Below are 13423 nucleotides of genomic sequence, written 5' to 3'. Positions count from 1 at the left end.
CAGGAGGGTCTCCCTCCGTAGGCGACTGCGAACCCGAAGGGCGAACCCGAAGGGTGAACAGTAAACAGTTATCAATAAGCTATGAACAGTTTGGTATATGAGAAAGCGTATAAGTTTGCTATCAGGATTGTAAATGCTTATAAATATTTGACTCAAGACAAAAAAGAATTTATTTTATCAAAACAATTAATTAGAAGTGGAACATCAATTGGAGCCAATATTGCGGAAGCGGAGCTATATCACCAGCAGAATTTTCTGCAAAAAATTCTATTGCTTACAAAGAATGTCTTGAAAGTAAGTATTGGTTGTCCCTTTTAAAAGACACAGGGTATATTGATGACAAAGCATTTAACAGTATCCATTAAAATGCTGAAGAGATAGCAAAAATCCTTTTCTCAATCCTCAAGAAAACTAGAATCTCTGATAACTGATAACTGATAACTGGTAACTGATAACTGTTAATGTTATGATTCACCAAAAACAGCAACAAGCATCTTCATCTAGTCAGTCAGGTTTTACCATCATTGAGTCATTAATAGCAGTCGTTGTTGTTGGCATTTTACTAGTGGCGATCGCACCTGTTATTATCTTCTCTGTCGCAACACGGATGCAAGCAAGACGTATTGAGTTAGCAACTAACGCTGCTCAAACTTATATTGATGGCATTAAATCAAGCACAATTCCACCACCACCCATCATAACGAACAGCGCGGCAACAACGACCGATTCACCTTCGCCAGATGCACCCTCAGGAACTCTGACTTGTTCTACAACTGGAACTGGCTTATGTGAAATCTCTCCTGCAACTCCATCATCTCAGTTATATTGCGTGGATGGAGATACGGGAGGTTGTACAAGTGATAACTTCAAAGACATGATTGTTCAGGGATTTGGGTATAATCCAACTTCCGATAAACCCGAGGATGGCTATAGATTGGGGTTGCGAGTGTACAGAGCAGACGCTTTCAATAAGCCTAGCATCACATTGAAGGCATCGAAAGACCCAGGAATTAAACAAGCAGAAACTTTCACTAAAGGGACAGGTTTAATATCCATCCAAGCACCCTTAGTAGAAATCACAACAGAAATATCAAGTAAAGTAACGACATTTAGTGATTTTTGTCAGCGTCTGAAACCTCCTGCTACTAATCCTAATCCTAAGTCTGATTGCTAAATCTCGGTAACTATTCCGAGTCAATCAATATTATGAATTTCTTATGGCTTTTCATTAAGCGGCTAAAACTTTTTCGTGTGACAAACAAATGTGATGGCTTTACCTTGATTGAGTTGCTAGTAGGCATCGTCATCGCTACCCTTGTGATCACACCTTTGCTAGGATTCATGATTAACATTATGACAACTGAACGACAAGAGCAAGCAAAGGCAGATACCGAGCAAGAAATCAAAGCAGCACTTGATTATATTGCGCGAGACTTGCAGCAGTCAGTCTATATATATGATGCTGATGGCATTAATAAAATTAGGCAGCAACTACCAAAGAACAAGGATAATGATAAAAATAAATTTTTTCCCGTTCTTGTATTCTGGAAACGGCAAATCATCTCAAAAGAATCTTCTAAAATGGAAAAAGATATATTTTTCTACTCTTTAGTTGCCTATTATTTGATTAAAGATAATGACTCTACATGGTCTAAAGCTGCTCGAATTGGTAGATTTCAAATAAGAGATGGCTATGATTCTACTGAAAAAAAGAATGAAAAACTTCAGCGAGATAAAGGCTTTCAGATGTTTAATATCCAAGCTTCAGGCAATCTGAAAAGTAAGATGAATCAATGGACAAAAAAGAAAGACGAAGCTTACACACAAGATATTGTAGCTTTAGTTGATTACATTGAGCAAACTACGATAAATGATACTACCAATCCAGCACCTCCAAGTTGCACTATAGGTCAACAGTTGCCACAATTTTCTGGGAGTGGAGATGCTGTTGCCACTAAAAATGTTAGAACACGTGGCTTTTACGTTTGCGTAGACTCAGAAAATACCGTAGCAGAAATTTATTTACGTGGTAATGCCCTCGCTCGTCTTCAAAACAATAATATAGATTTTAATGAGAATAATAAAACATATTTTCCTCAGGCAAGTATACGAGTCCAAGGCAATGGATTCTTATCTGCTAAATAAGTTCAAAAATAAGCAGAATTGTTCTAGCAATGGCTTCACGCTACTAGAACTTTTAGTAAGTGTTGTCATAATTAGTATCTTAGCTGCCATATCAGTTCCAAGTTGGCTAGCTTTTGTCGATACTCAGCGCCTCAACACTGCCCAAAACGAAGTTTATCTTGCTATACGCCAAGCTCAAAGCCAAGCTATCAAAAACAAATTAACTTGGCAAGTTAGTTTTCGCGAACAAAACGATATTGTGCAATGGGCAGTTTATCCTCCAAAAAACCCAGCTAACACTATCTGGAATAACTTAGATTCCAATGTACGTCTAGACGCGGAAACAACTTCAGATAAGTCCAATGGTGTGAAACAAATTCAATTTGATGAGAGAGGTCATTTTATTCCGCCGTTCAGACGAATAACTTTATCTAGTAAGTCTGGTGGGAAAGCTAAGCGTTGCGTCTATATTTCTACAATCTTAGGTGCAATGAGAACGGCAAAAGAAAACGATAAACCCGACAAAGATGGTAAGTATTGCTATTAATATAGCAGTTTTAAATCATTTGTGAAAAATCTGTTCCCTGCGATGCACTGAGCGTGGTCGTTGTGTTCCCTGTTAAGCGTTCCCTCCCTTAACTAATAAGTTAACAACTCATTTAGAATTGCTATATATTTTTAATTGATTTCAAGAAGACATCTCGTGCTAAATCTACCAAAAACCACAAAACAGCATCTCATCATTTTCACTCGCTATCCAGAACCAGGCAAGACAAAAACTCGACTGATACCTGCTTTGGGAACTGAAGGTGCGGCAAATCTTCAGCGTCAAATGACAGAACACACACTATCTCAGGTTAAACAGTTGCAAAAGACTTCCGCCATATCTTTTGAAGTGCGGTTTGCAGGTGGTAATTTGCAACTTATGCAAGAGTGGCTAGGAGATGACTTGGTTTACCAACCTCAAGGTGAGGGAGACTTAGGTTTGCGGATGGCACAATCTTTCTTGAATGCCTTTCAATCAGGTGCAGAAAAAGTCATAACTATCGGTACCGACTGCCCTGGTGTCAATAACCAGATTTTAGCAGAAGCTTTTGCACAACTCCAGCAATGTGACCTTGTCCTTGGTCCAGCAGTTGATGGTGGCTATTACTTAATTGGTTTGCAGCATCCTGTGCCAGAATTATTTATCAATATAGACTGGGGAACCTCTCAAGTGTTCCATCAGACTATAAGTATTGCTCAGACGTTGAATTTATCAGTCGCTGACTTACCTCACTTGGCTGATATTGATCGCCCAGAGGATTTGCCAATTTGGGAAGAGATTCTCAAACTTAAGCACTAAACTGATTTGTTGTGACGAGAGTCTGTAGTGATTTTTTGCCCTACACTCCACCCATCACACCATAAAAATGTATCTCAAACCTCTCTAATGGAATATTTACTACAGCTATCAACGTTCCCAGTGTTACTTATGTTTTTTTTTACACAAGGGTTTTTCTGAAGACAACCTAGAATCGAGATGCTACCGTGGTGTGGCTGACATTAAAGGGTAGAAAATATATCACCCAAAAAAGAATCTCTCAGACAGAAATAATAGGTAGCCGAATAGGAACAATATTCCAGTACCTTTATATAAAATATTGACTTCAGTCAACTACAAAACGAAAAACAACTATGAATAACCGTTTAGGTGCTGCGATCGCAGCCCGCACACTCAAAGTGATTGGGATAATTTTAATATTGTCCTTTTTGATTGATTTTTTGATTCTAAGCCTTGACTTCAGCCCAACCGATAAGCTGTTGCAACTTAGATGGGCAGCAAGTTTGGTTGATCGAGGAGTGGTGCCATTAGTCGCATTGGGTATGCTATTTACTGGCTATTGGATTGACAGTTTTGATGATGGTACTCAACCCCAATCTATAGACTTGAGAATGCCAGCTCTTGTCATATCAAGTATCTTGGGATTACTCTTTTTGATTATTGCTCCTGTCCATGCTGGGAATATCATTAATCAAAGAACTCAAACAGTGGATCAAATCACCAGAGATGCACAACTAGCAGAAAACCAATTGAAAGGTCAGCTTAACCAAGTGCAAGCTCAACTTGGTAACGATCAAGTCAAAGCATCTGTAGAGAAGCAGAAAGCCCAAGTCAAAGCACAATATACTGAACTTCTTCAAGATAATCAGCGTTATCAGCAAGCACTGAATAACCCCAATATTCCCCAAGCGACAAAAGATTTGCTCAAGAAATTCAAAGCCAATCCTCAAGAACTTGACAAATTCATAGCCCAACAAAGTGATCCAAAGCAACTCTATGACCAAAGATTACAGCAAATTCGCGCTCGCCGCGATGAACTGATAAAACAAGCTGAAGACAATTGGAAGCCCGGTTTGAGAATTATTATAGGCAGTTTGCTGTTGTCTATTGCTTACATTATTATCGGCTGGTCAGGATTAAAAGCTATGAATGCTCTAGGTGGTAAACGCAAAATGCCTGCACGCTAGTCCATTATTTTGAAGGCAGTACGACTTACTTACATTCTCATAAGCTCATACTGCCACTTTTATTAATTCCTGATGAAGATGATCTTAGTTGACTTGCATATATTTACCAGAACAAAGTAAAATTCCGCACAAGACAAGTCAGATCAATTAAGATTGCGAATGTTTTCAATTTACATATTGACTTATAACGAAGAAATAGATATCGCCGCTTGTATCGAGTCGGCGATGCTATCAGATGACATTATTGTTGTAGACTCATGCAGTAGCGATCGCACCGTCGAAATCGCCAACCGCTATCCAGTTCGTGTGGTTCAGCACGCTTTTGAAAGCCACGGTCGTCAACGTACTTGGATGCTAGAAAATATATCTCCCAAGTATGAATGGGTTTATATTCTAGAAGCTGACGAACGCATGACGCCAGAACTGTTCGCGGAATGCCAAAAAGCGAGTCGTAATCCAGATTACATCGGCTACTATGCCGCTGAACGTGTCATGTTCATGAATTCTTGGATTCGCCGCAGTACCCAATATCCTCGTTACCAACTGCGCCTTTTCCGCCACGGTAAAGTCTGGTTTACAGACTATGGTCATACAGAACGAGAAGTTTGTGACGGTTCAACAAGCTTTTTGAAAGAAACATACCCTCATTATACTTCTGGCAAGGGGTTCAGCCGCTGGATTGATAAGCACAACCGTTACTCCACAGATGAAGCCAGAGAAACCCTTTATCAGTTACAAAACGGAACAGTTAGCTGGAAAGATTTATTTTTTGGGAAGTCAGAAGTCGAACGACGCCGCGCCTTAAAAAATTTGTCCTTGCGCTTACCAGCTAGACCAATCATACGTTTTTTGTATATGTATTTTATCTTAGGTGGCTGCTTAGACGGACGCGCTGGGTTTACTTGGTGTACATTGCAAGCTTTCTACGAATACCTAATTCTGCTGAAAGTTTGGGAAATGAAGCATATGCCAACACCCAAGTTGGATGCACAAGTGTCTAAGAATCAAGCTACGCTGTTAGTATCAACTTCCGTTGATTAGGCATTTTTGAAAAGTGAAAAACTGGGTAAAACTCAGTACTAAGAACTCTAAGGCGGAATTGTCCAGTGCTTCATTCTGCCTTAAAGTTCTGTGTTGTGTGTCTTTCTCAAGTATTGCCAAATCATAACTTTTTATTCTTTTTTTCCCTTAAAGAAACACTGCCAATTCCTTGAAGAATACCACGACCAATCAAACCGATACCACGACCAATAACTTGCGTGAGAACAAAGACAACACCGCTGCCAAACAAGGATAAGAGCGATTGTATACGAGGAGCGATCGCATCACGAAATTCTATTGCTAGCGTGACAACTAGCGGAATCCCAGAAAGTTGCGTTAACTCTTGTCCACGCGGCGCATAAATGGAAGTTGTGGCAATACCGCGAGGTGCAAAGACAAATAGCTCATAGCGGCTTTCAAAAATTGCTTTCGGCTCATTCACATAATTTCTAAGGCGATATCTCCACGACAAATTATTTCTAAATCGTTCAATTTCTCGTATAGAAATTAATTGACGATCATAAAAATTTTGCTTCACTTCTTCTACATCTGCTAAAGAGTTGAGCAACGGTTGCATGACACCATTGGCTATCTGAATCAATAAATTCTCCAGAATCATTTCTGCATACTCCTTTGCTTCAAAGCTACCTGCTGGATAGGAAGTATTATCAATTTGCAAATTTCTTTGAAATAGGAGATAGGAAAATAACTCCTCAACCAGAGGAATTTGATTGAGAATTTCTGAACGCACTACAGCCGCATCTTGCAGAAGAAAAGTAACTATTTCTAAATTATTATTGTCTACTTGCACCCGAGAAAATTTGCCAAAAAAGCTCGTAGTTGCTGATTGCCATACATCCAGCAATACAGTACTTTTTAATTCATATAATTGGCTTATCTCTACCACAGAAGCACGCATTTCATCTAGTGCGTCAGCAATTTTTTGTAAAATAAGATAAAGTAAATCACGTTTTTTGTCTTCACGTAAAATATCAATTTCTAAAGGAGTAGCTGTCACATTTTGTAAAGGAAGCTGAAGTTTGGTAAGACAGGATGCAAATAATGCCGCTTGTAATGATCTAGGACTCAGCACAGAAGCTGGTGAGTCAGATTTGGAAACAGAAGTACTTGGCAGAGAATTTATCGCAGACTGCAACTGTGCAGATGCGAAATTATTGCTTGCAGAAACATTACGTGAATGCGACTGTACCTCCTGTCGCCTTTCCAGTGATGAAGCTAATAATCGATTCAGCAGCCAACGCGCTGCTAGCAATTCTCGTCTTTGCCCAGCTAACACTGCCCGATCTAATAATGCTAATCCGGGAACTTGTAATTGTGCTGTCACTTGTGTCAAAGTGACGTTGATGTACCCAATCCCTGATAACCGTACACGCTTCCGTAACAGAGCAAAAGGAAGTTCAGAAGACGTGAGGTTTTCAAGAGCATATCCTGCATCCTCGCTTCTGTAAATCCTCATGTTCTGTTTTCCCATCTCCCAATTCCAGGATGAACCACCTGCCACCACATCGTGCATAATGGTGACTAATTCAGAAATAGGAGTTCCTTTAGGACAGTAACCATCAACCCCAGCAGCTTTTGCTGCTAGAAGTAGTCCTTGTTCTTGAACAGAACTTAAAAGTAATAATGGCAGATTGGGGTACTGGGTTTTTAAATGGCGACAGAGTTGTAAACCCAGTTGCTGGCTAGAAACAAAGCGACTATTCCCCAATTCCAAAACGGCTAAATTGACTTGGTTTGGATTTTCTTGTGCAAGTTTGGCTAAAATCTGCAATGCAGCAGTGTCTGTGTCTGCCTCCGATACCACCTGTGAGTTGGAGAATTCTTCCAAAGCTACTTTTAGCCCTAATCGGAAGATGGGGTCTTGGTCTATTAACAATAATCTTAAAGGGCGATCGCTCATAATCTGCTTAAAAACGCAAGCTTTTTTTACTTTAGTCGTAAATAAGCTAGACAAATGAGCGTAGTTTCTTTGGTTGGAACTATTTTACAATCCACTCCCTTCTGGAGTCATTGAAAATGCAGATAGCGAAACGGTTGTAGGCGATGACGATAACTAAAGTGAATCTGGTAATTGGTAACTGGTAGTGGTTGCACTTGGGCGCAACTCACTATCAACCCTCATTTGCTCTCTTGCGAATTACGGTAACCATAAAAGTTAATACTATACTCAGTAATCCGCACTCCTGTTTGTTCTTCAATTTGACGGATAAATTCTTCTGGTAGTTCTACATGAACATCCAATATTTGATTTGTATCCAAGCAGTTAACATGACTGTGGGAATCACTAATATTGCCGTATAAACGTCCATCACAACGTTCAATACATTCAATGATGCCTTGGCTGGATAACGCTTCTAAATTTTGATAAACAGAGGTATGCCCAATCTCTTTACCTTCGTGATTCAGGCGATCATAAATTTCTCTGGCAGAAAGATGCTCTCTTGCTTCCCAAAGTAGTTCTAGGATAAAGCGACGCTGACGGCTAACGCGCATACCCAGTACCTGACACTGCTCAAGAGCATCTTCCAATGAACGAATAGGTTTTGTTGATATCGTTTGCTTTTGCATATCTTAAAGTTTATTAACTGATGGGTTAATTTTCCCTGGGAAGTGTTTATTTGTTATTTTATATATCCAACATTTTGCACCCTGTTAGCTCCGCTTTAGCAGTGTTTTTGCTGTTGATGAGTGCGGACATCACTAGGGGGGTGAAGAGTTTTTGTGCTGGTTGAGTAATGGTTTTTCACCCTTTCAATATAAAATGAACTCATTACAACTTTAGCTTAAAATGGCTGCAAACGTCTACTTTAACGCTAGTACGTCGGGCGCAGCAAATAAAGCTACCATCACCAAATAAGTAAAATCACATCTTTTTATTTTTGTCTTGTTGTAATAGTTCTTCAGTCAATTGTCTTCTGTTGTGTCCTTTACCAAGTGGAGGGTTAGCGAGGGCTGTATTTTTTGCAGATGCAATTCACTATAGATTCCCATAACAGTCATTATCCCTAAACATGAATCCAGAGTTTTTGGCAATAATTTAGAAGGCAAGGCAAGAGTTTAAAGCAGGCAAAAACTGTCACTTGAGGATATGAAGCGAGAATTTTTGCAGTGATTGGCGTTTTAGTTGAGAATCTGACAGTATATGTAGCGTGAATAGTCGAAAGCTGCTACTGTGGATTCTCGATCATACTCTTGAGCATAACCCCCTAGCTGCTCTTTCAATGACAATCACTATCCCACTCAACACCGACTGCATTAACTCCTTGGATCTGTCCCCCGTAGTCACAGAGATTGAAAAATTGCTGCAAGAGGGGGCGATGCTCCAGCAGGGAGCCGCGCAAGGCGCGATGCTCCAGCAGGGAGCCGCGCAAGGCGCGATCGCATCCTACGAGCAGCAACTGCATTTTGATATCGACTATACTCTCGAACCAGGCGATCCACGGGAACTTTCAGAAATTCCAGAGGTGCGGCTCTGGTTTATCCGTTTAGATACTCGCTATCCTTGGTTACCATTTTTACTTGATTGGAAAACTGGCGAATTTGCCCGTTATGCAGCAATGCTTGTCCCGCACCAGTTCAGTACCAAAGAAGGAATTCAGTATAATCCTGAAGCTTTAGAAATCTTTTTAATGCACAAGCTGTTTGCTTTAAACGATTGGTTACAACAGCAGGGTATTCCTAGTAAATCTCGCCTCCAGTCGATGGCACAACTCCTAGGTTATGAGTTAGATGATGCCTTCTTTGAAATGTTTTAATCATTAAATCATAAGCCCTACGGGCATGCTACCCATGACCGTGAATCACAAGATTCCCGACTTCGCCAAAGTTGTCGGGAATCTTAAAATCACTAGTAACTATGACTAATTTTCTCTAGTCCTTAGGGAACTCCAAAAAAGAAAATGCCCAGCCGTTTGATATGTATCTTAGTAAAACCGATGATTTTTGAGCAGTTCTTTGAGGATTGGTGAACCACGACGGCTGGGTATTCTATTACTTGTAAGTGCTTTAAATCAAGACTAAGTCAGTGGACATAAATAATCGTAATCAAGGTAATTGCGTTTGTGTACCATGCTACGAGCATACGGAACGTACGGCGATCGCAAAGCGCAGATCCTAAGGGGAAACCCGTATCTGCTTTGTTAGTTCTGTGAGGCTACCCTTTGTCCATACGGTTCTTCCAGCAGACTAAAGCAATAGCAAACCCCTGCGATTGCTTCAGTCTGACTATGACTGACGCCACGGCTAGCACCAAACGGCACGCTACAAAGAACGCTCGCAACGAACATGAAACACTTTTGTCCACTAACTTACTTAATACGGCATATCAGTCTTAATGCTGTACTAAAAGCATATTCAACTGCTTTCGATTTACTCGGTAATGCCGCTTGCCAGATCCGATAATCGTTATACTCAAGAATTAAATTTGCCATGTCATCAATTCTAATTTTCTTTAGCACATCGTATTGAGCAGATTCAAAGTCTCTAAGAGTTCCACCGTTTTCCAAAACTTCTTGTGCAGCTTTGATAAAACCGTCTAAAACAGTTTTTCCGTATTCTTGACCAGCACGTTCTGTAAAAATAGTAGATGATTTAAAGGCCTCAAATTCTTCTAAAAGAAGGTTGGCAATTTTTCTACCAACTGATGTATTCCAATCACAGGGTAGTTGAACATCTAGATATTCATCTTGAATATATTGATACTTGAGATAATCCTTTATGTCTACAGTTACTTGAACAATTTTGTAACCAGCAAACAATTGCTTCAAAGAATTTGCACTTGTATCAATAGATAAGTCAGGGAAAACTTTTTCTTCAGCCTCTGGACATTCATAGACAAGATATGTCCAAATTCCTACTGAATCACACATTTCAGAGTTTTCACGTTGATAGAAAGTAATTGTTCCATCTTCCTCATATTTAAAATAGGCATTTTCCGCATCTTTTAGCGTGCAGTGATGCATATTTTCTGAAAAGTGCATGAGCGTTTTGAAAATCCCAGTGATGTGGTGAGGTTGGTTTTCTACTTGGATGTAACGTTTTCCGCTGCTCATGAAGCCATGTACTCGAATCGCCATCTGTTTTTCCTTGTATTTTTCGTCACATTCTTGTTAGATGCACCAGCCTGACAGCAAGAGGGAAGTTAAGGAACACATAACATGGCGCGTTAGATCTATCGGTAAGCTATCCACACCTGATAAGAATGGCAAGTATTTATTGCCATGCAGCCGAGAATCCTGAGCTTGCTGCACTAAGGTTACTATTCTTTGTTCTAGCGTAAATTTTTGGTTCTCGTGAATTAGTTTCGTAACAAGATAAAAAACTCGTTACTTCTTTAATTTTCTTTGTCATTTCAAGGTTTTTAATAAGATAACTCAATGTTATCTTCATAAATTAGGCTAGAAGCTATACCCAAGCTAAACTTCCAACTTATGCCCAATAATGACAAAACACGATAAATGTGTAGTAGATTACCTAAAAAATTTGCTCTATCAAAAATCTACCGAAAATATCTTATTTCTACTAGCCTTTTGCAAAAAATTTTGCAAAAGAATAAAATATCAAGCTATTATGCGTCTAATAATGGTATTGACTCATTAGGAAAGTCAATAAGCTAAAATCCGCCTTTTAAAGGCGGATTTTAGATAGTAACAAAAGTTTTTGAGACAAGCTGTGCCGAAGTGAAGCTCGGTAGCACTTGTATTTTTGTATTTTTTTTAATCTATAACTGCTGTAAAATCCATTCAACAGCTACAGCTAAATCTTTGGCGATGTAATCTGGTTTTGTGTGGTGCTGGTAATCACCCACCAAAACGCGATCGCCAAAACCTGTTTGCACCAAAATACCCACACAGCCAGCATTGTGTGCCATATCCACATCAGTTGCTTTGTCCCCCACCATAAAACTGTGCCTCAGATCCAAATCGTGTTCCCAGGCTGCAGCAACCAACATGCCTGTATTGGGTTTGCGCCAGGTAGACCAGCGGGTGTACGCTGGATCAAGTCCTCCTTCTGGTGGGCTGAGGTAGGGACAATAATACAAAGCGTCTAATTTTGCTCCAGCCTCCTGTGCCAAGAGTCGGCAAAGTCGCTGATGTAACGCTTGTACGTGACTATCTGGATAATAACCTCTGGCAGGTCCGGATTGATTTGAAACTAGACAGCAAAAAATACCTTGGTCATTGAGCTGGCGCAGGGACTTGGCAACCCCAGGAATTAAATGTAAATCTTCAAGTTGGTGAATGTAGCCAGCCTCAACATTTAATACTCCATCGCGGTCTAGGAATACAGCAGGTTTACCCACCCCAAATTTTCTCCAACACGAGTTGAGGCGAGATATCTGCCATTTTACCTGTAGAAGATTTAATGGCGAGGAATTTATCACTCGTGGGTAACAACTTTGCTGGGTTTGTCGGACCAAACAAGGCAATGGTATAAGTTTGTACCGCCACACTCAAGTGCATCGGGGCGCTGTCGGTACACAGCATTAAATTTGCTCCAGCAATCATCGCTGTCAATTTGCCAATATCATCAGGACTACTGATTTTGATATTGGGTACGGATTGTTTGAGACTGCTGACAAATTCTCCATCCTCTGGTCCTTGGATGACTACTATGGGCATTTCTGGCTGCTTTTGTTGGAAGTCTTGAATAATCTGCCGCCAATTTGCCACAGGGTAAACTTTATCCAGACCTTTGGTTTTGGCAAGTGCGCTAGAACCACCGTGAATTAAAACGTAGCCAGTTTCCTTAATCCCCAGGCGCTGTTGCTCCTTAGTTGCCCAGTCAATATCTGGTACTGGTACATTAACTGCTAACTCGGGAGTTGGGGAGTTAATACCTAACCCTTGCAGCAAGTCATGATACATGCAAGCAGCATACTGTTCTGTTTTCAAAGGAACTGAATTGGTGAGAAAAATAGATCCTTTGCTCTTGTAGCCAATTCGCGTGGGGATTCCAGTCAGCCACAGGAAAACGCCCACTAAAGCGCTTTGCCCTAAAGCTATGGCAACATCGTACTCGCGATCGCGAATCGTGCCTATCAAGTTGCCCCAATCTGCCATACTGTTACGGTCTTTGTAGTCAAACGCCAGTACATCATGGACTGACTTACTCACCCGGTAAGCAGTCTTTGAGCGGGGTTCCACAACAACATCTACCTGAGCATTGGGGTAATAGTGCTTCAGGTCATCTAAGGTCGGGAAAAACAGAATTTGGTCGCCAATTCCGCCAGGGACAAGGGCTACTATTCGCATAATATATATTGACGCTTACTCGCTAATTATTTTAGGGGAGATTTGGCTTAGTAATTAGGAATTAGAAATTAAGGATTAGAACTGGTCAGTTTTGGGTTATCAGAAGAAGTTAGAAGACAGAATGGGCTAACGCGCTTCACGATTGGCGAATATCCCCACGGACGCCACATCCTTTAACGGGACGGACAGTTCTCAAAGGAGGGTTTTCCTCCTGTGAGAACTGTCCTCGGGAACCCCTTTGAAAAAAGAATGCGACAGATACACACTCCCAAACCCTTGTTAGGCTTTCTTAATTTTGCGAAAAGTTTGCGCGTCCGGTGAGACAGCGCGAATGACGGGTCTCGAACGCCAGATACCTGGCTGTCGGGAAACCCTCCCGCAGTACTGGCTCCTCCCTAGGCGACTGCGTAAGCGCAAACGCACGCTAAGAGCGTTCGCGCAGCGTCTCCGTAGGAGATACGCGTAGCGTCTCC

12 protein-coding genes and 1 pseudogene are annotated in these 13423 nt (G+C 40.8%); 8 read left to right on the top strand and 5 right to left on the bottom strand.

The window, feature by feature from the left end:
• Nucleotides 1-81 precede the first annotated feature (81 nt).
• The 7 genes and pseudogenes from AC5590_RS06235 to AC5590_RS06205 all read left to right on the top strand — a co-directional run bounded on the left by AC5590_RS06235 (nt 82) and on the right by AC5590_RS06205 (nt 5676).
• A pseudogene (locus tag AC5590_RS06235) lies at nt 82-365 on the top strand (four helix bundle protein).
• 101 nt (nt 366-466) lie between these two features.
• The gene (hpsB, locus tag AC5590_RS06230; protein WP_169268344.1) at nt 467-1174 is read left to right on the top strand and encodes a hormogonium polysaccharide secretion pseudopilin HpsB; all 708 of its coding nucleotides are present in this window, start codon (nt 467-469) and stop codon (nt 1172-1174) included.
• Between the two features lie 32 nt (nt 1175-1206).
• Nucleotides 1207-2145: a hormogonium polysaccharide secretion pseudopilin HpsC gene (hpsC, locus tag AC5590_RS06225; protein WP_169268343.1), complete on the top strand. Its 939-nt coding sequence runs from the start codon at nt 1207-1209 to the stop codon at nt 2143-2145.
• Entirely contained in the window at nt 2123-2671 is a 549-nt protein-coding gene (locus AC5590_RS06220; protein ID WP_169268342.1) for a GspH/FimT family pseudopilin, read from the top strand. The genes hpsC and AC5590_RS06220 overlap by 23 nt, the downstream gene beginning before the upstream one ends.
• Before the next feature lie 156 nt (nt 2672-2827).
• A complete protein-coding gene (locus AC5590_RS06215) occupies nt 2828-3469 on the top strand; it encodes a TIGR04282 family arsenosugar biosynthesis glycosyltransferase (protein WP_169268341.1) in 642 nt (213 codons plus the stop codon).
• 332 nt (nt 3470-3801) lie between these two features.
• Nucleotides 3802-4635: a hormogonium polysaccharide biosynthesis protein HpsJ gene (hpsJ-B, locus tag AC5590_RS06210; RefSeq protein ID WP_169268340.1), complete on the top strand. Its 834-nt coding sequence runs from the start codon at nt 3802-3804 to the stop codon at nt 4633-4635.
• Between the two features lie 159 nt (nt 4636-4794).
• Nucleotides 4795-5676, top strand: coding sequence for a glycosyltransferase family 2 protein (locus AC5590_RS06205; RefSeq protein ID WP_169268339.1), 882 nt, complete (start codon nt 4795-4797; stop codon nt 5674-5676).
• Nucleotides 5677-5797: 121 nt separating this feature from the next.
• Here the strand turns inward: AC5590_RS06205 and AC5590_RS06200 are convergent, their stop codons facing one another.
• Together AC5590_RS06200 and AC5590_RS06195 are read right to left on the bottom strand one after the other, a co-directional pair.
• Nucleotides 5798-7597: a DUF3685 domain-containing protein gene (locus tag AC5590_RS06200; protein WP_169268338.1), complete on the bottom strand. Its 1800-nt coding sequence runs from the start codon at nt 7595-7597 to the stop codon at nt 5798-5800.
• A gap of 218 nt (nt 7598-7815) precedes the next feature.
• On the bottom strand, nt 7816-8265 hold the full coding sequence (locus AC5590_RS06195; protein WP_169268337.1) for a Fur family transcriptional regulator: 450 nt from the start codon (nt 8263-8265) through the stop codon (nt 7816-7818).
• 653 nt (nt 8266-8918) lie between these two features.
• On the opposite strand from AC5590_RS06195, the gene AC5590_RS06190 reads away from it, so the two are divergent.
• A complete protein-coding gene (locus AC5590_RS06190; RefSeq protein WP_169268345.1) occupies nt 8919-9452 on the top strand; it encodes a CRR6 family NdhI maturation factor in 534 nt (177 codons plus the stop codon).
• 552 nt (nt 9453-10004) lie between these two features.
• Here AC5590_RS06190 and AC5590_RS06185 read toward each other — a convergent pair.
• From AC5590_RS06185 to AC5590_RS06175, 3 genes are all read right to left on the bottom strand, one after another.
• On the bottom strand, nt 10005-10772 hold the full coding sequence (locus AC5590_RS06185) for a hypothetical protein (RefSeq protein WP_169268336.1): 768 nt from the start codon (nt 10770-10772) through the stop codon (nt 10005-10007).
• 644 nt (nt 10773-11416) lie between these two features.
• Complete coding sequence (locus AC5590_RS06180; RefSeq protein ID WP_169268335.1) at nt 11417-11998, bottom strand: D-glycero-alpha-D-manno-heptose-1,7-bisphosphate 7-phosphatase; 582 nt, start codon at nt 11996-11998, stop codon at nt 11417-11419.
• Nucleotides 11991-12950, bottom strand: a complete 960-nt coding sequence (locus AC5590_RS06175; RefSeq protein ID WP_169268334.1) for a glycosyltransferase family 9 protein — start codon at nt 12948-12950, stop codon at nt 11991-11993. The genes AC5590_RS06180 and AC5590_RS06175 overlap by 8 nt, the downstream gene beginning before the upstream one ends.
• Between the last annotated feature and the right edge of the window lie 473 nt (nt 12951-13423).

It is taken from the genome of Brasilonema octagenarum UFV-OR1, from assembly GCF_963888615.1.
In the GTDB taxonomy this organism is placed as follows: Bacteria; Cyanobacteriota; Cyanobacteriia; order Cyanobacteriales; family Nostocaceae; genus Brasilonema; species Brasilonema sennae.
This window is presented reverse-complemented; position numbering and strand designations above follow the sequence as displayed.

Excerpts from the sequence above, each read along its gene's own strand:
- hpsB (WP_169268344.1), top strand. The coding sequence starts at position 467 with ATGATTCACCAAAAACAGCAACAAGCATCTTCATCTAGTCAGTCAGGT.
- hpsC (WP_169268343.1), top strand. The coding sequence starts at position 1,207 with ATGAATTTCTTATGGCTTTTCATTAAGCGGCTAAAACTTTTTCGTGTG.
- AC5590_RS06220 (WP_169268342.1), top strand. The coding sequence starts at position 2,123 with ATGGATTCTTATCTGCTAAATAAGTTCAAAAATAAGCAGAATTGTTCT.
- hpsJ-B (WP_169268340.1), top strand. The coding sequence starts at position 3,802 with ATGAATAACCGTTTAGGTGCTGCGATCGCAGCCCGCACACTCAAAGTG.
- AC5590_RS06205 (WP_169268339.1), top strand. The coding sequence starts at position 4,795 with ATGTTTTCAATTTACATATTGACTTATAACGAAGAAATAGATATCGCC.
- AC5590_RS06200 (WP_169268338.1), bottom strand. The coding sequence starts at position 7,597 with ATGAGCGATCGCCCTTTAAGATTATTGTTAATAGACCAAGACCCCATC.
- AC5590_RS06195 (WP_169268337.1), bottom strand. The coding sequence starts at position 8,265 with ATGCAAAAGCAAACGATATCAACAAAACCTATTCGTTCATTGGAAGAT.
- AC5590_RS06190 (WP_169268345.1), top strand. The coding sequence starts at position 8,919 with ATGACAATCACTATCCCACTCAACACCGACTGCATTAACTCCTTGGAT.
- AC5590_RS06185 (WP_169268336.1), bottom strand. The coding sequence starts at position 10,772 with ATGGCGATTCGAGTACATGGCTTCATGAGCAGCGGAAAACGTTACATC.
- AC5590_RS06175 (WP_169268334.1), bottom strand. The coding sequence starts at position 12,950 with ATGCGAATAGTAGCCCTTGTCCCTGGCGGAATTGGCGACCAAATTCTG.